Consider the following 23,900-nt stretch of genomic DNA (forward strand, 5'->3'; position numbering starts at 1 on the left):
TTTTTCAAAAGTAATAATTATAGGTGGTCGAAAGGAAAGGTTTGATAGAACGAACTACATATGTTACATAAACCCGATAGGATGAATGCCGTTTTTCATGGCAGAAAGTATAGCGGGGCAGGAGTTACCGATGAGCAGTTGCTTTGGTTTTCTAGTTATCATTTACCATATAAGGCATTTGAGAAAATATAAGCTTCTGTCTTGTTTTTAATTGCGTTAATGAGATTGCTTCGTCGGCTGAAAAAGCCTTCTCGCAATGACGATTCATTGAGGAAATCCGTGCACTCCGTGTTTCCGTGGCTATAATACCGATGAGCGGTTGCTTTAATTTTCGCAAAATAGATTAACTCTATAAACTTAAAATCTAAGATAGGGTTAAAAGCACTTCCTTAATTTCCCTCTCTTCAAGGATAGGGAAGCAAAAAAACAAAAATCTCTGCCTTTAATAGGGAGAGGTCAAAAAAAATCCCGATAACTTTCGCTATCGGGATTAATATGATCAGTTAAAAAGAACTAGCCTTTTTTAGCTTTGCTTTCTTCGCCTTCTAATTGCGATTTCAATTGAGCCAATACGTCTAAATCTCCTAAAGTAGATTTCTCTACAGAATCTTTAACTTTTTTAACAGCAGTTACAGCAGCTTTAGCTTCTTTTTTCTTAGTTGCTCTTTCTTCTGCTACAGCTTCAGCTTTAACTTCTTCCCAGATACGGGCGTGAGAAACAACGATGCGTTTAGCTTCTTTGTTAAACTCGATGATTTTGAAGTCGTTAGTTTCTTCAGCTTTAACTGAAGTACCATCTTCTTTAACCATGTGTTTAGTTGGTACGAAACCTTCTACACCATATGGTAAAGCAATAACAGCACCTTTATCAGTTACTTTAACAACTGTTCCTTGGTGAACCGAATCTAAAGTGAAGATCGTTTCGAAAGTATCCCAAGGGTTTTCTTCCAATTGTTTGTGACCTAAGCTTAATTTACGGTTATCAACATCAAGTTCTAAAACAACTACGTCTAATACATCACCAACTTTAGTGAATTCGTTAGGGTGGTTTACTTTTTTAGACCAAGATAAATCAGAGATGTGGATTAAACCATCAATACCTTCTTCGATTTCAACAAAAACACCGAAGTTAGTCATGTTTTTAACAGTTGCTTTATGCTTGCTTCCAACTGGGAATTTAGCAGCAACTTCTTGCCATGGATCGTTAGATAATTGTTTAATACCTAAGCTCATTTTGCGCTCGTCTCTGTCTAAAGTTAAAACTTCAGCTTCGATCTCATCACCAACTTTTAAGAATTCTTGTGGATTTCTTAAGTTTTGTGACCAGCTCATTTCAGAAACGTGGATTAAACCTTCAACACCTGGGATGATTTCTAAGAAAGCACCGTAATCTGCAACAGTTACGATTTTTCCTTTTACTTTAGAACCAACTTGGATGTCGGTGCTTAAGTTCTCCCAAGGGTGTGGAGTTAATTGTTTTAAACCTAAAGCGATACGTTTTTTCTCATCATCGAAATCTAAAACAACCACGTTGATTTTCTCATCTAATGATAATACTTCTTTTGGATGCTCTATGCGGCCCCAAGAAATATCAGTAATGTGAAGTAAACCATCAACACCACCTAAATCGATGAACACACCGAAATCAGTAATGTTTTTAACAGTACCTTCCAATACCTGACCTTTTTCTAATTTAGAAACGATCTCTACTTTTTGGCTTTCTAAATCGTCTTCAATTAACACTTTATGAGAAACGACTACGTTTTTAAACTCATGGTTAATTTTAACAACTTTGAATTCCATTGTTTTACCCACGTATACATCGTAATCGCGGATTGGTTTAATATCAATTTGAGATCCTGGTAAGAAAGCTTCAACGCCCATGATATCAACAATTAAACCACCTTTAGTACGGCTCTTAACGAAACCATTGATGATTCTATCATTTTCAAGAGCCTCGTTAATTGCTTCCCATGATCTTTGGGTTTTTGCTCTTTTGCGAGAAAGGATCAATTGACCGTTAGCATCTTCTGGTGCTTCAACGAAAACGTCAACTGAATCGCCGATTTTAAGATCTGGTGTATCACGGAATTCTGAAGTAGAAACTAAACCGTCTGATTTGAAACCTACGTTTAATACTACATCTTTGTTGTTAATTGAAACAACGATACCGCTGATGATTTCACCTTTAGTGATCTGATTGAATGTTCCGGCATACATATCTTCAAACTTTTTACGGTCTGCGTCATTGTAATTACCGAAAACTTTTTCATCTGCATCCCAATCGAAATCTTCCGATGGTGTAGCCAATGATGATTTGATCGATTCGATCGAAACTGAATCAGCTTCTGATTCAATAGTTTCTTTTTCAGTCAGGCGTCCGCCTTCTCCCTGAAGTTCAGCTGTTTTAGCTGCTAATTCTTTTTCTGCTACTTGTTTTTTAGCCATTAATTAATTATCTCCTTTTTTCCCTATTTAGGGACTGCAAAGGTAAAAATATTTTAATTAATAGAAAAGATTTTTTTAATAAATCTTGCTGATTTTTAGCTCTTTATAATTCCCCTCCCTTGGAGGGGTGCCTGAAAGGCGGGGTGGTTATTTCAGTTTACCACATGTTTTTCCAAAATGTAGCTGGTTTATTTAGAGTTTAATCGCCTAGTTATGCTAATTATTTGAAAATGAGCGCCCAGTATTTCATCGGAAGCAGCAGTCCTGCTATCGCTTATAGTCCTCGCTACGCTCCGGGCTATTCCGCTCTATCAGGTTTAAAAATAAGGGGTTGTGCACAATGCTCACCAAACGTTCCTAGGAAATGATTTATTAAGTTAAGGTGAAAATAAAAAATATTGTCATCCTGAGCCTGTCGAAGGACAATCTCATATCTTTTCAGGAAATGACCTTATGATGTATATCATTCCGAAAATAACGAGAAATGCGATCCAAATAAATTGGCTATAATAATTTGCCATTGTTGGTCCGTTTCCGTTTGGGTCTTTCAACGAATGCGTTTTGTCTTTAATTCCGAAGAAATATATTTTATATGCAATTAAAAGCGCGCAGGTACCCAAAGAAAGGTATTCAAAATTCATCTTAATAAACTTAACCTATTTCTTCGTAAACGTTCCCCTCGTAAAACCTTCGCCAATTAATGTCTCATCATCTCTGATTAATAACATAATGGTATTCTGCTGATCGTAAAGTTTGATCATATCACCCTCAATAACATATTTCGAGGTGAAAATAGAATCAGTAAAGGCATCGGTAACGGTTACCGAATCTTTCGATTTAAAATTGAAGGTTTTGTACTGTATGTCTTCGTTGCTTGCAAAGGTACCTGTAACCACTTTTGCCTGTATAAAAGTAATGTAGCAGAAATACCCGGTTACCAGAATCACAATTACCGAAAAACCGATCAAAAATTTATTGCCGCTGGCATATTTGATCGAAAAGTATAAAATGGTAATCAGTATTAAGGCTACAACCACAAAAAAGATGATGTTCGTGTAATCTTTGTTTTCTTGAGGTACCGATGCCGCGATGCTTGTTTTTTCGGCAGCCGCTTTAACAGGAGAAATCCTAACTAAAAATTCTTTACTCACCCATCCTTCACCATTGGTAACCTTAATTTTATAAAAGCTTGTATTTGACGAATCAATCACGGCAACATTTTCATCTTTAGGTAGATATCCCACAATTTTGCTTTTCGGATCAGCTTTTTGCCTTACGCGTAAATCGTCGGCAGTTACACGATACATATCGGCGCTTGCTGCCGTTTGAGGGCTAGTGGTGGGCTGTGCAGTATTTGCCTGAGGAGTTGCTGGTTTAGCAGCAGAAGCAATTTTTTCGATGAAATCTTTGCTTGCCCAGCCTTCGCGGTTTTTAAACTTTACTTTGTAGAATTTGGCATTGCTGGCATCTAAAACCGTAATGTTTTCATTTTGAGCAATATTTCCAATAACCTTACTTTTCGGATCGCTACTTTCCCTTACACGCAATTTGTCTGCCTTAACACGATAAGTTTCTTGTGCACTTAAATGGTTCGTGAAAATAAAAAGAGCGATGAGGAGGAAGAAAATTCTATTCATAAGTATTGGATTTCTGCGAAACGGTTTAATCGGTAATTGCAAACACGCTATAAGCAAACACCGTGCTAAGAGTTTCAAAATTAGAAAATACTTTTAATAGGTAAGGATAAGATTGAAAAAAGGCTACAAATCAGCTCCATTTATAGTATTACACCCAACAGCTCACTTTTTTTGACAAAACCAATATATCTAGAGTCTCGGGCATTGTTTCTATTGTCTCCTAGTACAAAAAAACTGTCTTTTGGAACTAAGACAGGGCCAAAATTATCCACATTCCACTTATTTGACCATTGTTGCTCAATTTGCTCATCCCGGAATACAGGCATTTTTACTTCTTTATATTGATAAATGCCAGCTTTTTTAGCCTCAGCATCAATAAGCTCCATATGTATTTCGCCTCCAAGAGCATACATAGTTTCTTCTGATTTTATTTTGCCTGAACCAACTAAGTCGTTATATATTTCATTACTGAAATTATAGCTGTGTTTGGTGTCGTAATTCTGGACCATCAACTTACCGTTTAAATAAACTTCTCCCATTTTTACTTCAATTTTATCTCCAGCTAGTGCACAAAGTCTGTAAATGCAACGCTCACCGCTGGTTTTTACCACAACAAGATCACCTCTTTTGGCTTCTTTTAAATTGGATGCCATTACCAGTTGATCAACGGCAATGTTAGGTTCATTAGCAGCAGAAACATTTTTGTAAGTGTTGAAAATGCCCAAAAATCTGATGCTAATCCATAAGCATATAAGAAGGATGAAAAACCCTGCAACGATGATGATGATCTTTTTCATAGTTTATTTTTTTAAATAAATTACCAGCTTCCACCAGTACCACCGCCGCTGCTACTGCCACCGCCCCAGCTACTGCTTGATGAAGAGGATGAGCTGCCGCTTGATGAAGAGGAACTTGATGACGAGCTCGATTCGACCAACATAGCCAATGTGATCCACTTTATAAATTCTGTTTTTTTACAAAAACTACATTCGTTTATCAGCTTTGCCTGCCCTTCGTGACTGTAAGTGGCCTGTTTAACTGTAATGCGTTCATTCAGTTTGTATGTCCTAAAAGTGCATTCGGGGCATTCGGTATAACTATTGTATTTTTCCGCTGGCCATGCCTTAATCATATGTTCTTTATGGTCAGCACTTTCCCAGATATCATAATCATAAGCTAAAACAACTTCCTCTTTACGTTGTCCTGCGGTTAAAAATGGTTTTCCTTCTATATTGATATCGCGATCTACTCTGATCATCGGGTTATTTTTACTATCCAAAACTGGCTTGAAACGATCAATCGTTTTAACGCGCTTGATGAGGTGGAGTATAATTGCAATTAAAATTATAGGAGAGAAAAGAACTAACCACCAGTTCTTTTTGTGGAAAGCCACAACGGCATCAAAGAAATTTTTGTCGTCCTGGTGCGCTTTTCTTAATGCCGACAAATAGAAAAGGTACCGAAAGAAAAGCAATATGGCCAGGATAGAAAAAAGAATGTAAGGGATATGTGCTAATTTTATCTTTTCGAACAGCTCAAAAGCACCAGTAAAAACAAAAATAAAAATAGAAACAAACACAATAAAGAAAGCCACTCCGCAGCCTTTAGCTATGGTGGCATCATAACTATTTTTATTCTTGTCAAAGCCTTTTGGATTTAAACCATTTTTGGCTTGCCTGTTCACAATTTTGAACACCCCGAAAAATGCCAGTAGGATAATTCCTGTAGGAAGCCAAAAATTTTCGAGTGAACTGTTGCTTTCGTGTTGGGTGAAAAACTGATTGAGTTCTGATTTATGTTCAGGGTTTAAAATAATTACACCAATTGCATTAATGGTATTCGTTATCCCGGTGCTGAAATCATTTTGCCTGAAAGCTGGCAGGAGATTCTGCTCGGCAATATGCTTAAGCTTTACATCTGGCAATACACCTTCAATCCCCGTTCCGGTAATGAACCGGTACTTTCGCCGATCTTTTGAGATAAATAATAATAAGCCATTATTGCTGGTTTTTGAGCCAATTCCCCAGGTGTTAAAAAGCTCAAATGCAAAATCGAAATCTTCTTTATCATGGTCGAAATCGTTAACAATCACCACTGCCACCTGAACATTGGTTTCATGTTCAAACTGGGCAATGGTGTTATTTAAATCAGAAACCGTACTGCTTCCTAAAATGCCATCAGGATCACTTAGATAACCTCCACCATTGTTTTTTGGGTTTGGTATGTCTTTTACTTTGTAAGCAGTTTGCCCAAAAGTAATATGGGCAACTAAAAGAAAGAATAGTAGAGCAATGGGTTTAAACAAACGGGTATTGAGCATTGTATAAATTTAGGTACCAGGTTTTTACATCAAGATCTAACAACCAGGTAGCGATATGGTTTACTCTTTTAATATTTTAGCCAATACCCTATTCAGTTTTGCTTTATCTTTCATGTAGGCTTCCAGATCGTAAAGTTGCACCGTTTTGAATTCTATCGGGTGACTTTCGCTCTGTAATGAAATATAACCTGATGTTAATGCTTTGCCATCTATTTTAACTTTCGGGTCGAAATTAGAAACGCTGCCGCCACCAATTTGAGGTTTGGTATATTCTAAAACCACTTCGCCTGCTATAATGTGTTTGATAACCGAATCACCTAAAACTAAAAATTCTGCGGTTACCCATTGGTCGCCTGCATAGGTTTTCGATTTGGAATCTAAGCAGTGCCCCGTAAATAGTTTTCCATTATAATCAATTAGTGTTCCAGGTGTGCATACGTTACTGGTATGGCGTTCATGTTCACCATCTCCGCCAAGAATTTGGGCTTCAATCGAAATGGGAAAATCCTGGTTTTTTAACATCGTTGCCGGATCCTGGCAATGTAACATGGCACCACTGTTTCTGGTTGCCCAACCTTCGCCACCTTTAGCCTGATCGCCAACAAAACGGTAGGTTACTTTTAAAAGATAGGCCGAAAAAGGTTTTTTGTAGAAAATATGTCCGTATTGTTGGTCAAATTCTTTATATCCGTCATAACTCACCTTCATTACGCCATTTTCTACACGAAAAGTATTGGCATAATTTTCTTTGTATTCGTGTTTGGCAATTTTAATGTTCCAGTCTTTTAAATCTTTTCCATTAAAAAGATTGATCCAGCCTTTCTGGGCATTGGCATTGAGGATAGTAAGCGATAAAAATAATACCGCAAGATAAATTGATTTTAATTTCATAGTAACATTTGGGTTGGGTGCTAAAAATATGAAATTTTTTCTATCTCAGGAAACGGCTGGGAAGTCGGGAGTCTTCAGTCGGGAGTCCGAAGTTTATCGTGAATAGCCGGGTAGTTCATGATTGATAGTCTTGTAGCCCATAGCTTGGAACCAGTTAACCGATTAACAATTAACCTTAGAGATACGTCATTTCGACTGGAGCACCGCGGAATGGAGAAATCTATTTAGTCTAAATCCCTAGTCTTAAGACGATTAACTAAGCTATGCATTTGGGATGCAGCGATAGATTAGAGATACGTCATTTCGACTGGAGCACGGCGGAATGGAGAAATCTATTTAGTCTATAATCCCTAGTCTTAAGACGATTAACTAAGCTATGCATTTGGGATGCAGCGATAGATATCAGTTAACCGATTTAAACAATTAACCAGTTAACCAAACCTTTGTAATATTTTTCGTCGCTTTGTAGTAACCAATACGGCCATCAACTATCAACTAATAAACCATGGACCAATGAACTAATGACCAGTGAACTACTGACTAATGAACCAAAAAAGGATTAACCTTTTCCAACGCAAAAGCCAGTTGTTCTTCCTGTGTAAGATCGGTATTATCTAAAATAATGGCGTCATCAGCCCTAACCAACGGACTTTCCTTACGGGTGGTATCGGCATAATCACGATGGGCAAGGTTTTCAAAAACCTCTTCCAGGGTAGTTTCGTTATTGCCTTTGCTCTCCAGTTCCTTAAATCTGCGTTCGGCCCTGATTTTCGGATCGGCCGTCATAAAAAATTTCACAGGGGCATCAGGGAAAACGGTAGTGCCAATATCACGGCCATCCATGACGATGTTTTTCGATTTACCCATGCGCTGCTGTTGCTTCACCATTTCATGACGCACAATTTTATGTGCCGAAACCTCGCTTACATTTTCAGAAACGGGCATTAAGCGGATTTCGTCAGAAACTTCTTCACCATTAAGGGTAATATGGGATTCGTAATCGCGGGAGTGAAAGTTCAGTTCGATATGTTGTAAAGCATCAGCAACTTTAGCATCGTTAGAAATATCGACGTTGTTCCTTAAGAAATATAGTGTAACGGCACGGTACATCGCTCCGCTGTCTACATAAATGAAACCTAATTTTTTAGCCAGTGCTTTTGCTAAAGTACTTTTTCCGCAAGATGAGTAGCCATCTATTGCTATTACCAGGTTTTTCTTCATCGTAGCGCAAAGGTAAAAAATAGAAACAGAATGCTGAATTTTTTTAAAGGTATAAAGATAGATTCTAAACAAGACAATGCTAAAACATTGATTTGCTGGATGTGTTTAATTATAAAATAAATTCACAATTATGTTGTTATCTGAAAGAATGTTGGCGGCCCTGAATAACCAGGTTAAACTGGAAGCCGAATCGTCGCAAGTTTACCTGGGAATTGCTTCATGGTTAGAAACCCAGCCGGGTTTAGAGGGCTATACCGAGTTTTTTTATCGTCAGAGTGAAGAAGAACGCCATCATATGCTTAAGCTGATTCATTATATCAACGATCGTGATGGACATGCCATAATTACTGCGCTTGAAATGCCCAAAAATTCTTTCGGACAGGTTATAGAGGTATTTCAGGATTTTCTGGATAATGAATTGTTGGTGTCAAAAAGCATTAACGATTTGGTAGAACTTTCACTGAATGAGAAAGATTATCTTACTTTTAAATTTTTGCAATGGTATTTGGATGAACAGCTGGAAGAGGAAAAAATGGCGAAAACGATGTTAGAGAAACTTCAATTGGTAGGCAGCGATAGGGGAGGCATTTACCAATTGGATAAAGATATTGTAGGGTTGCGCACCAAGGTAAGCGAATCGAAAGAGGGAGAATAATCTGTTTTTATTAGATCCCAAATTATTACTTTTGCAGCATGTTGCCTACAAGAGATGAAATTTTACGGTCTGTTACTTTCAAAACTTCCAGAAGCGGAGGTAAGGGTGGGCAAAATGTAAATAAAGTTTCGAGCAAGGTAGAGCTTATTTTTAGTATCGATACTTTCGAGCATTTTAGTGACGAAGAGAAAGTACTTTTGAAGGAAAAACTCCAAAACCGTTTAGATTCTGAAGGACTGTTACATATTGTCTCGCAAGAGGATAGGAGCCAGCTACTCAATAAAGAGAAAACAGTTGCCAAGTTGATTGAATTGTTAAAACGATCGCTTCAGGTTCAGAAGAAAAGAAAAGCAACAAAAATCCCTAAAGCAGTTATTCAAAAAAGATTGAAGAATAAGGCTGTAAATGCAGATAAAAAGGAGAGTCGCAAAAGACCATCAATTGATTAAAGCCTACGGCCTGATTTCTATTTTAGTTCCAATGCAAACGCTCAATTAACCAATTTAAACAGTTAACCTAACGCTTCCCAAACCTATAATACAAACTTAAACCACCGTAATTCTGTGCTTTAGCCACACTTTTAACTTCTTTGGTTTTAAAAATGATATTAAAATCGGCAGTAAATCTTTTTGAACTATAATTTACACCAAACTGTTGCTCAAAAACAATCGGTTTTACCCCAAAAGTTAATGGACTGTTGTTGTTAAAAAGACTTCCCTGTATGGTAGCATCGTAGGCAACAAAGTTTAGCTGCGGTTTAACATAAAAGAAAAATTCTGAATTGTTTAAGCTTTTTGTTTTCGAATTTCCGATCACCGCGTTGTGATAAGCACTGTTGAACAATTGATTTAGTTTTCCGGCCCTAAAAAGCACTGATGCACCCAAACCCGAAAAAGTTGTACCTAAGTTGGCATAACCCTGGGCACTGATATCCACAATGGGATCTTCAGGTCTAAAAAGTAACTTGCTATAATTTGCGGCAAGGTTTACGGCCAGTTCATTTTTAATCTGGTAATCCCAACCTGCAGGGGTATAAAAACCTACGGTTTTATGTAGGAAACGTTGTGCGGTTTGGGCAAGCGAGTTCGGGCCAACCGTTCCCAATTCTACACTGGTTTTTAAAACGCTCTCATTTTTATAGAAAACAGAATATGCACCACCTGCATAAAGATAACCTGCAAAAGGCCTGTCCTGGTCCGCTTTGTTAGGAACCTGCCCCCAATAAGGCGTATACATTTTCTGTCCGGCAGAAATTTCGTAGATTTTTTTCTCTATTTTATCTGAAAGCTTTTCGGTATTAATGGCATGGCGGAAGTAGATAAATAATCCGTTGGTATAATATCGATCGTTTAAAGTAGCCAGATAAGCATCGTTTTCGGTTTTAAAACCGAATTCGTTTTTAAAAGATTGAGCGAAACTGGTTGAAACAACCAAACCAAAAACTATAGTGAATAAAAATGATTTCATAAAAAAAGCCCAGGCAATTTACCTAGGCTATAAAAGTATTTATTGTAATTGGATTTTTGATTGTTAATCCAAAAGAATTAGCAATTAGTTTACAATCGGCGCAATTTTAACACTTAAATCTAAAGGTTTTTTAACCTTGTTTTTGGTTAAAGCCAATTCAATTACTTCACTCATTTCGGTTACATAGTGGAATTTTAAATCCTTGATGTAACTCTCTTTAATCTCTAAAATATCCTTACGGTTGCTTTTGCAAAGGATAATTTCTTTAATGTTTGCTCTTTTTGCCGCTAAGATCTTTTCTTTGATACCACCAACCGGAAGTACTTTTCCACGTAAGGTAATCTCACCAGTCATAGCTAAATGCTGTTTTACCTTACGTTGTGTAAATGCCGAGGTTAGGGCGGTAAGCATAGTTACCCCAGCAGAAGGTCCGTCTTTTGGCGTAGCGCCTGCAGGCACGTGAACGTGAACATCCCAGTTGTCAAATAAACTGTAGTCTATATCAAATTCAGCTGCATGCGCACGTAAATACGCTAGCGCGATAACTGCCGATTCTTTCATTACATCGCCAAGGTTACCTGTTAAGGTGAGTTTGCCTTTTCCTGGGCTTAAGCTAGATTCGATAAATAAAATATCGCCTCCAACACTTGTCCAGGCCAAACCGGTAACTACTCCAGCCACTTCATTGCCTTCGTATAAGTCTTTATCGTAAATTGGCGCACCTAAAATACGTTCTACATCTTCATTGCTTAAATTTGGATCGTAGGTTTCTTCCATCGCAATTTTTGTAGCCACACCACGCACTAAAGAACCTATTTTTTTCTCCAAACCACGTACACCTGATTCTCTGGTATAATCTTCAATCACTTTTTCGATCAGCGGAGTTTTTAGGTTAATATCCTTAGTTTGTAAACCATGGTTTTCCTTTTGTTTAGGCAACAGGTATTTTTTAGCGATTTCTATTTTCTCTTCAATCGTATATCCGTTTACTTCGATAATCTCCATACGATCTAACAAAGCAGGTTGTATAGTGCTTAAAGAGTTAGCAGTTGCTATAAACAGGATGTTGGATAAATCGTAATCCATTTCTACATAATGATCGTAGAAGGCACTGTTTTGTTCAGGGTCTAATACTTCAAGCAAAGCTGATGACGGATCGCCACGGTGATCGGTTCCTACTTTATCTATCTCATCCAAAACAAAAACCGGATTATCTGCCCCTGCTTTTTTAATAGATGAAATAATACGGCCTGGCATTGCGCCTATGTATGTTTTACGGTGGCCGCGGATTTCTGCTTCATCGCGGATACCGCCTAAAGCCATACGTACATACTTACGGCCTAGCGCTTTCGCAATAGATTTTCCTAAAGATGTTTTACCCACTCCCGGAGGACCAACCAAACATAAAATAGGCGCTTTCATATTGCGCTTTAATTTTAAAACCGCTAAGTATTCGATAATACGTTGTTTCACTTTTTCTAAACCGAAGTGATCTTTATCCAAGATGCGTTGTGCTCTTTTTAGGTCGAAATTATCTTTAGTAAACTCGCTCCAGGGTAAATCTAAAAGAAGCTCTAAATAATTTAACTGAACAGAGTAATCTGGTGCAGCAGGGTTCATTCTACCCAATTTATCCAGCTCTTTATCAAAATGTTCGGCAACTGCTTTAGCCCACTTTTTCTTTTTAGCTTTTTCTTGTAAAGCATCAAATTCTAAATCGGCAGAGCTGCCTCCCAATTCTTCCTGAATGGTTTTTAGCTGTTGATTTAAAAAATAATCACGTTGTTGCTTATCTAAATCGGTACGGACTTTTGATTGGATCTGATTTCTCAGCTCCAGCATCTGTAATTCGACCATTAAAAGCTCCATTACCTTTTGTGCTCTTTCCTGCAATTTATCCATTTCAAGGATTTTTTGCTTATCGGCCATTTCGGCATTCATGTTTGATGAAATGAAATTGATCAAAAATGAATTGCTCTCGATGTTTTTAAGTGCAATACTCGCTTCACTTGGGATATTTGGTGAAAGCTGGATGATCTGAGCAGACATTTCGCGGATAGAAGCGATTAATGTTTTAAACTCTTTATCTGCTTTGTGCTTTTGTTCTTCGAATTTTTTAACAACTGCTTTAATGTAAGGTTCGTTCTGTACCTCTTCAATTAAGCTGAAACGTTGTTTACCCTGGATAATTACGGTGGTATTTCCATCAGGCATCTGCAACAGCTTAATGATGTTTGCAACCGTACCAACTGTATTAAGTTGCTCAAACGTAGGGTCTTCAATGGAAACGTCTTTTTGAGAAACAACCCCAATAATCTTATTTCCTTTGTAAGCTTCCTTAATTAATTTAATCGATTTATCTCTTCCAACTGTAATAGGAATAACTACTCCTGGAAATAAAACTGTGTTTCGCAAAGGCAATATGGCCAACGTTTCGGGCGTTTCCTCATTGTTCATTTCCTCTTCGTCTTGTTGAGACATTAAGGGGAAAAATTCGGTATCCTCATTTATAATTGGCATTGCTGTATGGAAATCAAATATATCTTGTTTACTCATTATCACATTTTCCGCTAACGACAAACTGGCAGTTCAATCGTATTCACTTTGTTTAATTTTGGTATTAAGTTAATAAATTCAACTCTTGTGCCAAAGTGAAAATAATATTAATCTTATGTTAAAAAGGCAGAGTAATATAAATATTTTCGCCAATATCATATAAACCATATTTTAGCGTTTAAGCTAATGTTTAGGGCATTTGGTTTTGAATGAAAGAAAATTAAAAACTTTTAAATTATCAGAATAGGATTATATTGCAAAAAATTTCTCCTATAAATTTGGTTAGGCGTTAGATTTGTTAAACTTATTACTCATACATGAACTATTTTAAAAAGGCGATTTTAGGATTAATTATTTTTACATCAACTAGTAGTTTCGCACAAAGCAATTACGAAAGAAGCATGCAGGCGATGATGAAAGGTGATTATAAAACCGCCGCTATACAATTAGAAAAAGCTGATGCCAAAACTAAAGATAACGCAAACGTGCTCCAGATGCTCGGATATTCTTATTTCCAAAATCGTGAATATGAGAAATGTATTGCCACGTATAGCCGGTTATTAACCATTAAACCTACTGAGGTTACGGCTTATTATTACCGGGGGATAGCAAGATTAAAAATCGCTAACGACCCTAAAGAATCGTTAAATTCCATGCGCGAGAACTTTTATTTGGCATCTCTCAAAGATTTTACAAAAGCCATTGAAATTAATGGTGATGAAGATGCCCAAATGTTTCAGAACCGTGGCTTAGCTTATAAGGATTATGCAATTTTCAGATCTTTTAAAGCGAAGAAAAAAGAAGAAAAAGCGGCTTGTGTAGCTTTGTTCAATAATTCTATTGCTGATTTTCAGAAGGTATTAACCTTGCAGCCGTTAAGAAAAGATATTATTGATTGGGTAACATACGATAAGGCTCAGATTGCTAGCCTAAAGTAAAATATAGTCTTTAAAGAAAAATGGGACTTGAATATTTTCGAGCCCCATTTTTTTATTTCAGCTTTCCGATAACTGAATACTTCTTTCCCTTTAACAACCTAATTTTCTGTTGCTTTTGGATTGCATAAAGGCTATCCGGGCAGTAGGTTAAAGTATCCTCAGATTGGTATAAGATATTTTTATTATCGATGATGATCTCTATTTTACCTGCTTTCTGACCGCTCCAGCTTATAGAAACCTTCTTAATAGGGATTTTTTTATTGTCGGAAGTATAAATATCAACGCCATCTTGTTCTTTTATTTTAAAACTCCCTTTCCACGAGGTTTTATTAATATCGGCATTAACGAAGATCGCTAATTCTTTTGCCCAGTCGGCAATTTTAGCTGTTTTGCTTTCGGTTGCCCCATTTACACTAACGGTTTTATTTACTATGGGGTTTAGTTTTTGTAAGCGAGAAATTTCCTTTCCAAAATATCCTTTTATATCAAAATACAATAAATCGGTATTTGCTTCAGCTTCTTTTCGCTGATTACAGGAAAATAATGCCAAAGCAAATACCAGGATATGAAGTTTCTTAACCATTATACTAAAACATTTCCTGTCATTTCTGCTGGAATAGCCACGCCTAATATTTTTAGAATGGTAGGGGCAATGTCGCCCAACTTACCGTCTGCAATGGTTTTATAATCCTTATCAATTAAAATACAGGGTACCAGGTTGGTAGTATGCGCAGTATTGGCAGATCCATCGCCATTAACCATAAATTCGGAGTTTCCATGGTCGGCCAAAAGAATAAACGAATAACCATGCTCCAAACCTTTATTTACCACCGTTTCTGCACATTTGTCTGCGGTTTCTACTGCTTTTACCACAGCCTCAAAAACACCTGTATGGCCAACCATATCCGGATTGGCAAAGTTTAAGCAAATAAAATCGGCCCATCCGGTTTCCATTTCTTTGGTAATGGCATCGGTAATTCCTGCGGCACTCATCTCTGGTTGAAGATCGTAGGTAGCTACTTTCGGTGAAGGAATTAAAAGGCGTTTTTCGTTTTTAAATTCAGCTTCCCTTCCGCCAGAGAAGAAGAAAGTTACGTGTGGGTATTTCTCAGTTTCTGCAATACGGATCTGATTTTTATTGTTGTTGGCCAGTACTTCGCCAATGGTTTGAGTTAAATCATCTTTGGTGAAAATTACATTTACCTTTTCAAAACTCTCATCGTAGGTGGTCATGGTAACATAATACAATGGCAGTTTATGCATCTGCTGTTCCGGGAAATCTTTTTGCGTTAATGCGGTAGTGATTTCACGACCTCTATCGGTACGGAAATTAAAACAGATTACTACATCATCATTTTGAATCGTAGCAACTGGTGCGCCATTATCCTGCGTTAAAACGATTGGTTTTAAAAATTCATCAGTTACGCCATCAGCGTATGATTTTTTGATCGCGGCCAGCGCATCCTGGGTTTTTTCGCCAATACCGTTTACCATCACATCGTAAGCTTGTTTAACGCGCTCCCAGCGGTTATCGCGGTCCATTGCATAATAACGGCCAACCATGGTAGCCAATTTAGCATTTGTGTTTTGGATGTGGTTTTCCAGATCAGTAATAAAGCCCAGACCAGAGTTTGGATCAGTATCACGGCCATCTAAAAAAGCGTGAACAAAAGTGTTTGGTACGTTTGCTTCATTTGCGGCATCGCATAAAGCTTTTAAGTGTTCGATATGTGCATGCACACCGCCGTTTGAAACGAGACCGATGAAATGGACTGCTTTGTTATTTTGCTTAGCATAATCGAATGCACTTACCAAAACCGGGTTACTGTGCAATTCTCTGTCGGTAATCGATTTGTTGATTCTTCCAAGCTCCTGGTAAACTACCCTGCCTGCACCTAAGTTCATGTGCCCAACTTCCGAGTTTCCCATCTGCCCGGCTGGTAAACCTACTGCTTCACCTGATGCTTCAAGCTTAGAATTTGGGTATTTCTGTAATAAAGAATCGAAAAAAGGAGTGTTGGCAGCATATGCAGCATCAGAATTATCTTGTTTTCCGTAGCCCCAACCATCTAGAATTATAAGCGCGAGTTTTTTATCGTTTACCATTTTTATTGTAAAATTTATTGATCCACATTAAAACATTTTCATGTATAACATGTTTTAGTGTTTTGTTTATATGGCAAATATAACTTTATTGAGGCTTATACAAATGAAGAAATCCTTTTTTTGATACGCTAATGGCATAATTTTAGCTATAGGGTTCTGTATAAAATACAGAAATGATCCGGAGCTTATTTTTACTCATTATTAGTTTGTCGTCATTATATCACCCTACAGCTCTTCAGGCAGATATTATTGATGATTTATCCTCGTATTTTAAAGCTGGCAACTCAAAAGAAATTGCTAAAAGTTTCGCCTCAACTATTGAACTTATTATAGTTGATGAAGAAGATGTATACTCAAAAGCACAGGGTGAACAGATTTTAAGAGATTTTTTTGTTAAACATCCGCCAATAAAAACAAGTATTTTTCATAAAATTAATACGAATCCAAATTATCGTTTTGGTGTAATTATTCTAAGTACCGCCAAAGAAACCTTCAGGGTTTCCATCACCATGAAAAAATTCAACACCAGCTTTTCAATTACTGAATTAAGGATCGAACCGGCAAAGGATTAATTGGCTGGGCAGGACTTACAAAGTTTTGCCACTGCTAGGCTTTGCCAGCTTTGTAAGTTGCGGAGGCTAGAAACTTCTGAAGTTAACAAATCACTTTAACGCTTCAGTAAATTGTCTGCTAACAAATATTTCTTATTTTTGCGGCATAAAATCTACATTTTGGATACTCAACTTATACATCAATTCATAAAAAATGCCCTTGCCGAAGATGTTGGTAATGGTGATCATACTTCACTTTCAACAATTCCGCCCGGAACACAGGGAAAAGCAAAACTGATTATCAAAGAAGATGGTGTTTTGGCTGGAATTGAACTGGCTCTTGAGATTTTTAAGGAGGTAGATGATACTTTAAAGGTTGATGTGTTATTAAAGGATGGTGTAGCGGTAAAAGTAGGCGATATTGCCTTAACCGTTTCTGGAAGTACACATGCTATTTTAATTGCAGAGCGTTTGGTTTTAAACTGTATGCAACGCATGAGTGGCATTGCTACTAAAACCCATCGGATTGTTTCTTTATTGAAAACAACCAAAACCAAAATTTTAGATACCCGCAAAACCACTCCAGGACTTCGCTATTTAGAAAAATGGGCAGTAAGGATCGGGGGAGGTGTAAATCACCGCATTGGTTTATATGATATGATCTTAATTAAGGATAATCATGTAGATTATGCAGGAGGAATTTCAAACGCCATTACAGCCGCTAAAAAATATCTAATAGATCAAAATAAATCACTTCAGATTGAAATCGAGGTGCGGAACCTTGAAGAGTTAGCTCAAGTTTTGTCTACTGGTGGTGTAGACCGCATTATGCTTGATAATTTCAGTTTCGAAAACTTAAGGGCTGCGGTTAAATTAATCGATGGTAAATTCATTACAGAGGCTTCGGGAGGGATTACTGAAGAGAATGTTGCTGAATATGCTGCTTGCGGCGTAGATTTTATTTCGATGGGCGCGCTTACACACTCTGTGAAAAGCCTGGATATGAGTTTAAAAGCATACTAAAGTGATTTGCTATAAAATTAAAAGCTTATTTTTTGTATCATTGTAGGCTATGGTTACGGTTTATTCTCTCAGCGCGTTATTGATTGCCTACCTTTTTGGATCTATACCAACAGCTGTATGGCTTGGTCAGGCCTTTTATGGGGTTGATGTAAGGGAGTATGGAAGTGGCAACGCTGGCGCAACCAATACTTTTAGGGTATTAGGCAAAAAAGCCGGAATTGCTGTAATGATTATCGATATCGCAAAAGGTTATACCGCAACTAATCTGGCCTATTTAATCGGCATGTCGGTAACTGGGCCACAAAACTCAGTTGTTTTTGTCAATTATCAGCTCGCACTCGGTGTAACCGCAGTAATGGGACATTTATTTCCAGTTTTTGCCGGTTTTAGAGGCGGAAAAGGTGTTGCTACACTTTTTGGAATGATTTTGGCAGTTAACTTCGAAGCATCTATGCTTTGTGTTCTGGTTTTTGTGGTTGTGCTGTTGTTAACTAAATACGTTTCATTAAGCTCCATTTGTGCAGGATTTACTTTTCCGCTCAGTGTGGTGTTCTTGTTTCAGGTTTCCATCAAATCGGAGGTGCTTTATGGCATGGTGGTTTGTATTTTAATCTTAGTTACACACCAGAAAAACCTCGAAAGATTGCTAAAAGGCAAAGAATCTAAAGTGTATTTGTTTAGGAAGAAAACTAATTAATTAACAAAACACATTTCATTAAAACTTATTTATAGGCTTACTGTTTAATCTACGGTTTTGCTTATCAGTATTTACTAATCATTTAAAATCGCATTATGAAAAAGTTATTTTTAACAGCAAGTGTTGCTGGGGTATTATTATTTAACTCCTGTTCTACCGTTCCTTTAACAGGCCGTAGTCGATTTGATTTAGTGAGTAACGACCAGGTTTTGCCAATGGCTTTCCAGGCTTATAGCACCTTTTTAACGGAGAATAAAACTACAGTTTTACCAGCCTCGAATGCGCAGGCTTTGAAAGTTAAAACCGTTGGTAGCAGATTAATTACGGCTGTAAAATCGTATATGAACAGCAATAATTATGGCAACCTAATTGCAGATTACCAGTGGGAGGTTAATGTGGTACAGAACAACGAGAAAAATGCCTGGTGTATGCCAGGAGGGAAGATTGTAGTTTATACAGGTATTTTGCCCATAACACAAGACGATGCAGGTTTGGCCACCGTAATGGGCCACGAGATTGCTCACGCTATTGCAGGTCACTCTGCAGAACGGATGTCGCAAGAAATGGTTGCTCAAGGTATTGGTGCTGCAGCAGGTGTTGCATTATCTAAAAACCCAAAAACTCAATCTATTTTTAATACCCTTTATGGTGTAGGCACGCCAGTGGCGATGTTAAAATTCAGTCGTAATCAAGAATTGGAAGCCGATCGTTTAGGCTTAATTTTTATGGCCATGGCCGGATACAACCCTCAAAATGCGACCAGTTTCTGGAACAGAATGTCTGCTGCATCTGCAGGTGCTCAAAAACCAGCCGAGTTTTTAAGTACCCACCCAAGCGATGCTACACGTATTGCACAGATCCAAAAATATTTACCTGAAGCACAGCAGTATTATAAGAAATAGGTTTAGGGCTTAAGGTTTAAGGTGGAAGGTTTTGCATGATGCAGAAAATTCCACCTTTTTTGTTTAGGGCCATTTTAAAGTACCGTCATTTCGAGCGGAGTGCAGCGCAGTCGAGAAATCTAACAAGCGGGATATACTGGATAGATCTCTCCATTCCACTGCATTCCAGTCGAGATGACGACGATTTATATAGTCGGATCGCTTATCTGGTCTTAGCGTCTCGCTAAGACCTTTTTTATTTAAATTAAGGTTTAAGATATTGTTTAAGTCTTAGCGAGACGCTACGACTACAGGTAGTCTTGCTAAGACCTTTTTATTTCAGCGTATTGATTAAGTCTTAGCGAGATGCTAAGACTAGAAAGTGTCGAGAAATCTGGGTAGATAGATATCTCCATTCCACTGCGTTCCAGTCAAGATGACGGATTGCTAAGGACAAATGAACTAATGACTAGTGAACCAATTAACTCCCCAAAACCTTCAAAATGGCACTGGCTTTCAGTAAACACTCTTCGTATTCTAAAACAGCATTGCTTTGGTAGGTAATGGCTCCTCCAACCTGAAACGATAAATAGCTAGATTCAGCATTGTATAAAATACTCCTGATCACTACATTAAAATCGAAATCACCATTTGGACTGATGCAACCAAATGAACCGGAATAAATCCCTCTTTTGCTCACTTCGTATTCTTCGATCAATTTCATAGCCCTAACCTTTGGCGCACCAGTCATAGAGCCCATTGGAAATGCATTTTTAATGGCGTCGACAAAATGAATCTCTGGGCTTAATTCACAGCTAATGGTAGAAATCATTTGATGGACCTGAGGGAAGCTGTAGATGCCGAATAACTCGTCGACTGTAACAGAACCCTTAACGGCCGATTTAGTGAGGTCGTGGCGTACCAGATCAACAATCATTACGTTTTCGGCCTGTTCTTTAATATCGTTCCTGAGTCGCGATTTTATAGCTTCATCTTCCGAATGATTTAAACTTCTTTTCGAGGTGCCCTTTATAGGTTGCGAGGTAAGTTTCGACCCACGTTTACATAAAAAACGTTCTGGAGTAGCAGATAAAATATATTTACCCTGAACTTTAAAATAACCAGCAAATGGAGTTGGAGAAACCTGATTTAGCGCCTCGAAAGTTTGAACAGGATCTATTTCTGCATTTTCGGCAAAAAACTCCTGGCAGAAATTAACTTCATAGATATCACCACGAATAATATGGTCTCTTAAGGCTTCTACTTTTTGAACATATTGATCTTTAGACAATCGTTGTGTTATCGTTACTTTTTTAGATTCAACTTCTATTTGATGTTCAAAAGAATCTATTTCAGCTAAAATTGATTCTGGACCAATCAGAACCTCGGCATTGCCATTTTTGAAGGCAATCAGGTATCTTGGAACAAAAAAGTATAAATCTGGAAAATTTAAATGATCCGAATTATTAGAGTGAAGGTCTTCTATTTCGTTTTTTAAATCGTAGCTGAAAAAGCCAAAAACCCACTGTTTATGTGCAGCATAAAAGTTTTTTAGTTGATCAAACGCATTGCCTGCCAGGCATTTTAATTCATGATGTGCATCAGCAGCGATAATGAAATCGTAAGCTGAATAGGCATCTTTATAGCTATTTGAATCTAAAAAACAACAAACGTCGAACTGGTTGGCCCAATGCAAAGCTTTTTGTTTAAAATGGGATATATTTTGTTGGGTTTTCAAGCTGCGGCAAAGGTAACTAAACCCTGCATAAGTGGAAAGGTACTTAGAATATTATCTTTAAATCGTTTGAAACGATTTGAAATTATACGCTTGTTAAAAATGAGCGTAAGTCAAATTAATGTTTTTTAGGATTCATTTTGGTGTGTCTAATCCTTAAAACCCTAATAATTTGCTTTTCGTTCCGGTAAGAAATTCTAAAATGATGTTTTTCAAAAGCACGATAGGTTCCATCATTATCTTTTTTATATTGATCAATTTTATGTTTTTCTGGATGCTCAACTATATTTTCAACAGCGTGTGTTAGGTCGTTGATGACATTTATGGCATTTTGAACAGACTCCTCGCTGATATATTTGTATATTTCCTTTAATTGGTTTTGGGCTGGTTTGGTCCAGACAATTTTGAAATTATTTTTTACCAACTTTTAATCTCATTTAATAGTTGATCGTGGGTTATATAATTGCCGTTTTTAAATTCTATTTCTGCAGCCAATAGTTCACTATTGTATTGTTCTATGCTAACGTTTGCACTCTTTCTTTTACCTTTTATAAATGCTTTAAGCATATTCACTACTGAACTTTTTTCGGCATCGTCTAGCTGTGTAAAATAATTAAGCATTTCGCTTTCTAATATAGTTGCCATAGTAAAATGTTTATACTCAAAAATAATTAAATCGATGATAATAAGCAAATTGTTAGATCGATTTGCTTTAATACAAAAAAGCAACCCAATTATGGATTGCTTTTTCTCAGTCGTTATGCTGAATTGTATATTTTAACGTAATTCCAAAGTTTGCGCTCTATCTGGTCCTACTGAAAGGAATTTGATCGGCACTTCTAATTCTTTTTCTAAAAACGCAATGTAATCAGTTAATTTGGCTGGGATTTCATCTACGGAAGTAATTTTAGTTACATCAGTAGCCCAACCGTCAATTGCTTTCAATACTGGTTTTGGTTCGATTGAAATGATGTCATACGGCATGTAATCAATTGTTTCGCCATTGTATTCGTAGTGGGTACAAGCATAAATGGTGTCGAAAGTATCCAGAACATCTGCTTTCATCATAATTAACTCGGTTACGCCGTTTAACATGATGGCATATTTTAATGCAGGAAGATCGATCCAGCCACAACGACGTGCGCGACCTGTAGTTGCGCCAAACTCGTGACCTAAAGCGCGTAAATTTTCGCCAACTTCATTATCTAATTCGGTAGGGAAAGGGCCACCACCAACACGGGTACAATATGCTTTGAAGATACCATAAACGGCTCCTACTTTATTAGGCGCAATACCTAAACCAGTGCAGGCACCTGCTGTTGTAGTGTTACTAGAAGTTACAAAAGGGTATGAACCAAAATCTACATCCAATAACGTTCCCTGGGCACCTTCTGCTAAAACCGCTTTTCCTTCTTTTAAGAAACCATTCACATAATGTTCGCTATCTACATGAGGAATCGTTTTTAAGAATTCGATTGCTTCGAAGAATGATGCTTCTTTCTCTGCTAATTCATATTCGAAACCTTCGTAATGCGAAAGGATTTCTGTGTGTTTTTCTACCAATTTAGCATAACGCTCTTTGAAATCAGGTAGGGTAGTATCGCCAACACGTAAACCATTACGGCCAGTTTTATCCATATAAGTTGGACCAATACCTTTTAAGGTTGATCCAATTTTATTTTTACCCATGCGTGCCTCGTTAGCAGCATCCAATAATTGGTGGGTTGGTAAAATTAAGTGTGCTTTACGGGCAATCACCAATTTGCCATCGGCAACAGGATCATGACCAGCTTTTTTTAAATTATCTAACTCTCTTTTTAGGATAATAGGGTCGATTACTACACCATTACCGATAAGATTCATGGTTTTTTCGTTAAAAATTCCTGAAGGGATTGTGTTTAAAACGAATTTTTTGCCATCGAACTCTAAAGTATGTCCGGCGTTTGGGCCACCCTGAAAACGGGCAATAAGATCATATTTTGGACTTAGTACATCAACGATTTTTCCCTTTCCTTCATCACCCCATTGCAGGCCGAGAAGTACATCTACTTGCGTCATTATTTAATAAATTAAGCTGGTTTTATTTGTATTTTGATTTAATTTTCGACAATTTTTGCAGCTGTTACTGCACTTTCGTTTACTTTTCTGGCCATACTACAATCAGAGCAGAAGCCATAAAGATTTAACGAGTGGTGTTTCACATCAAATTTTAAAAGATCACCAACCATGGTTTGGATCTGGTGGATTCGTGGATCGCAGAATTCTACTACTTTACCACATTCGATGCAGATGACGTGATCGTGCTGGCGGTAACCATAAGATTTTTCGAATTGTGCCATGTTTTTACCAAACTGGTGCTTGGTAACTAAATCGCATGAAACCAATAACTCCAATGTGTTGTAAACCGTAGCACGACTTACGCGGTACTTTTGGTTTTTCATGTGGATATAAAGGGTTTCTACATCAAAGTGGTCGTTTCTTGAATATATTTCTTCCAATATAGCGAAACGCTCTGGTGTTTTACGTAGATTTTTGTTTTCTAAATAAGCCTCAAAAATCTTGCGAACGAGCTCATTTGTTTTTTGTTCAGACATAGTTTTTAAACTCCATTCAAAGGTAGGTAAATTGTTTTGAAAAATGATTACACCGATTAAATGATTACACAGATTTGTAATTAGTCGGAGGTTTGGGGGCGGGAGTCAGAAGTTTAAATTGCAAATAACTTGCAACTTAGGCCTCAAAATCCTGACTTCCGACATCTGACTCCAGACTTT

Annotated in this window: 23 protein-coding genes; 8 read left to right on the forward strand and 15 right to left on the reverse strand. The window is 37.4% G+C overall.

What is annotated here, in order from left to right; translation table 11 throughout:
* Positions 1–60: 60 nt before the first annotated feature.
* Positions 61–192, forward strand: coding sequence for a hypothetical protein (locus AC1RJ8_RS21920; protein ID WP_492955663.1), 132 nt, complete (start codon positions 61–63; stop codon positions 190–192).
* A 321-nt stretch (positions 193–513) separates the two neighbouring features.
* Here AC1RJ8_RS21920 and rpsA read toward each other — a convergent pair whose 3' ends face one another.
* The 6 genes from rpsA to cmk form a co-directional block, all read right to left on the reverse strand.
* A complete protein-coding gene (rpsA, locus tag AC1RJ8_RS21925; RefSeq protein ID WP_057933658.1) occupies positions 514–2,448 on the reverse strand; it encodes a 30S ribosomal protein S1 in 1,935 nt (644 codons plus the stop codon).
* Positions 2,449–3,104: 656 nt separating this feature from the next.
* Positions 3,105–4,085 carry an SH3 domain-containing protein gene (locus AC1RJ8_RS21930; protein ID WP_492955664.1) on the reverse strand — a complete coding sequence of 327 codons (981 nt, stop codon included), beginning with the start codon at positions 4,083–4,085 and terminating at the stop codon, positions 3,105–3,107.
* Between the two features lie 140 nt (positions 4,086–4,225).
* The gene (gene lepB, locus AC1RJ8_RS21935) at positions 4,226–4,882 is read right to left on the reverse strand and encodes a signal peptidase I (protein WP_492955665.1); all 657 of its coding nucleotides are present in this window, start codon (positions 4,880–4,882) and stop codon (positions 4,226–4,228) included.
* Positions 4,883–4,902: 20 nt separating this feature from the next.
* On the reverse strand, positions 4,903–6,405 hold the full coding sequence (locus tag AC1RJ8_RS21940) for a TPM domain-containing protein (protein WP_492955666.1): 1,503 nt from the start codon (positions 6,403–6,405) through the stop codon (positions 4,903–4,905).
* 60 nt (positions 6,406–6,465) lie between these two features.
* A complete protein-coding gene (locus tag AC1RJ8_RS21945) occupies positions 6,466–7,296 on the reverse strand; it encodes a 3-keto-disaccharide hydrolase (protein ID WP_492955667.1) in 831 nt (276 codons plus the stop codon).
* A gap of 540 nt (positions 7,297–7,836) precedes the next feature.
* Entirely contained in the window at positions 7,837–8,517 is a 681-nt protein-coding gene (gene cmk, locus AC1RJ8_RS21950; protein ID WP_492955668.1) for a (d)CMP kinase, read from the reverse strand.
* Positions 8,518–8,647: 130 nt separating this feature from the next.
* On the opposite strand from cmk, the gene AC1RJ8_RS21955 reads away from it, so the two are divergent.
* Both AC1RJ8_RS21955 and arfB read left to right on the forward strand, forming a co-directional pair.
* Positions 8,648–9,172 carry a ferritin gene (locus AC1RJ8_RS21955; RefSeq protein ID WP_492955669.1) on the forward strand — a complete coding sequence of 175 codons (525 nt, stop codon included), beginning with the start codon at positions 8,648–8,650 and terminating at the stop codon, positions 9,170–9,172.
* A 38-nt stretch (positions 9,173–9,210) separates the two neighbouring features.
* The gene (arfB, locus tag AC1RJ8_RS21960; protein WP_492955670.1) at positions 9,211–9,621 is read left to right on the forward strand and encodes an alternative ribosome rescue aminoacyl-tRNA hydrolase ArfB; all 411 of its coding nucleotides are present in this window, start codon (positions 9,211–9,213) and stop codon (positions 9,619–9,621) included.
* Positions 9,622–9,688: 67 nt separating this feature from the next.
* Here the strand turns inward: arfB and AC1RJ8_RS21965 are convergent, their stop codons facing one another.
* Together AC1RJ8_RS21965 and lon are read right to left on the reverse strand one after the other, a co-directional pair.
* A complete protein-coding gene (locus AC1RJ8_RS21965; protein WP_492955671.1) occupies positions 9,689–10,639 on the reverse strand; it encodes a lipid A deacylase LpxR family protein in 951 nt (316 codons plus the stop codon).
* 84 nt (positions 10,640–10,723) lie between these two features.
* Positions 10,724–13,195, reverse strand: a complete 2,472-nt coding sequence (gene lon, locus AC1RJ8_RS21970; protein WP_492955672.1) for an endopeptidase La — start codon at positions 13,193–13,195, stop codon at positions 10,724–10,726.
* Positions 13,196–13,512: 317 nt separating this feature from the next.
* Between lon and AC1RJ8_RS21975 the strand changes: the two genes are divergently transcribed.
* On the forward strand, positions 13,513–14,133 hold the full coding sequence (locus AC1RJ8_RS21975; protein WP_492955673.1) for a tetratricopeptide repeat protein: 621 nt from the start codon (positions 13,513–13,515) through the stop codon (positions 14,131–14,133).
* A 52-nt stretch (positions 14,134–14,185) separates the two neighbouring features.
* Here AC1RJ8_RS21975 and AC1RJ8_RS21980 read toward each other — a convergent pair whose 3' ends face one another.
* Complete coding sequence (locus tag AC1RJ8_RS21980; RefSeq protein WP_492955674.1) at positions 14,186–14,716, reverse strand: hypothetical protein; 531 nt, start codon at positions 14,714–14,716, stop codon at positions 14,186–14,188.
* Positions 14,716–16,239, reverse strand: coding sequence for a 2,3-bisphosphoglycerate-independent phosphoglycerate mutase (gpmI, locus tag AC1RJ8_RS21985; protein ID WP_492955675.1), 1,524 nt, complete (start codon positions 16,237–16,239; stop codon positions 14,716–14,718). The genes AC1RJ8_RS21980 and gpmI overlap by 1 nt, the downstream gene beginning before the upstream one ends.
* A gap of 173 nt (positions 16,240–16,412) precedes the next feature.
* On the opposite strand from gpmI, the gene AC1RJ8_RS21990 reads away from it, so the two are divergent.
* From AC1RJ8_RS21990 to AC1RJ8_RS22005, 4 genes are all read left to right on the forward strand, one after another.
* Positions 16,413–16,811: a DUF4783 domain-containing protein gene (locus tag AC1RJ8_RS21990; RefSeq protein WP_477625596.1), complete on the forward strand. Its 399-nt coding sequence runs from the start codon at positions 16,413–16,415 to the stop codon at positions 16,809–16,811.
* 159 nt (positions 16,812–16,970) lie between these two features.
* Positions 16,971–17,813, forward strand: coding sequence for a carboxylating nicotinate-nucleotide diphosphorylase (gene nadC, locus AC1RJ8_RS21995; RefSeq protein ID WP_492955676.1), 843 nt, complete (start codon positions 16,971–16,973; stop codon positions 17,811–17,813).
* A gap of 49 nt (positions 17,814–17,862) precedes the next feature.
* Entirely contained in the window at positions 17,863–18,510 is a 648-nt protein-coding gene (gene plsY, locus AC1RJ8_RS22000) for a glycerol-3-phosphate 1-O-acyltransferase PlsY (RefSeq protein ID WP_029279402.1), read from the forward strand.
* Between the two features lie 95 nt (positions 18,511–18,605).
* Positions 18,606–19,412: a M48 family metallopeptidase gene (locus tag AC1RJ8_RS22005; protein WP_057933644.1), complete on the forward strand. Its 807-nt coding sequence runs from the start codon at positions 18,606–18,608 to the stop codon at positions 19,410–19,412.
* Between the two features lie 460 nt (positions 19,413–19,872).
* Here AC1RJ8_RS22005 and AC1RJ8_RS22010 read toward each other — a convergent pair whose 3' ends face one another.
* From AC1RJ8_RS22010 to AC1RJ8_RS22030, 5 genes are all read right to left on the reverse strand, one after another.
* Positions 19,873–21,087, reverse strand: coding sequence for an anthranilate synthase component I family protein (locus AC1RJ8_RS22010; RefSeq protein ID WP_493008061.1), 1,215 nt, complete (start codon positions 21,085–21,087; stop codon positions 19,873–19,875).
* Between the two features lie 157 nt (positions 21,088–21,244).
* A complete protein-coding gene (locus tag AC1RJ8_RS22015) occupies positions 21,245–21,550 on the reverse strand; it encodes a type II toxin-antitoxin system RelE/ParE family toxin (protein ID WP_492955678.1) in 306 nt (101 codons plus the stop codon).
* A complete protein-coding gene (locus AC1RJ8_RS22020) occupies positions 21,544–21,771 on the reverse strand; it encodes a hypothetical protein (RefSeq protein ID WP_492955679.1) in 228 nt (75 codons plus the stop codon). Before AC1RJ8_RS22020 ends, AC1RJ8_RS22015 begins: the two co-directional genes overlap by 7 nt.
* A gap of 132 nt (positions 21,772–21,903) precedes the next feature.
* A complete protein-coding gene (locus tag AC1RJ8_RS22025; protein WP_057933642.1) occupies positions 21,904–23,184 on the reverse strand; it encodes an adenylosuccinate synthase in 1,281 nt (426 codons plus the stop codon).
* 38 nt (positions 23,185–23,222) lie between these two features.
* Positions 23,223–23,720 carry a Fur family transcriptional regulator gene (locus AC1RJ8_RS22030; protein ID WP_492955680.1) on the reverse strand — a complete coding sequence of 166 codons (498 nt, stop codon included), beginning with the start codon at positions 23,718–23,720 and terminating at the stop codon, positions 23,223–23,225.
* Positions 23,721–23,900: the final 180 nt, after the last annotated feature.

The sequence above is a fragment of the Pedobacter sp. GW822-FHT03F06 genome (assembly GCF_058801365.1).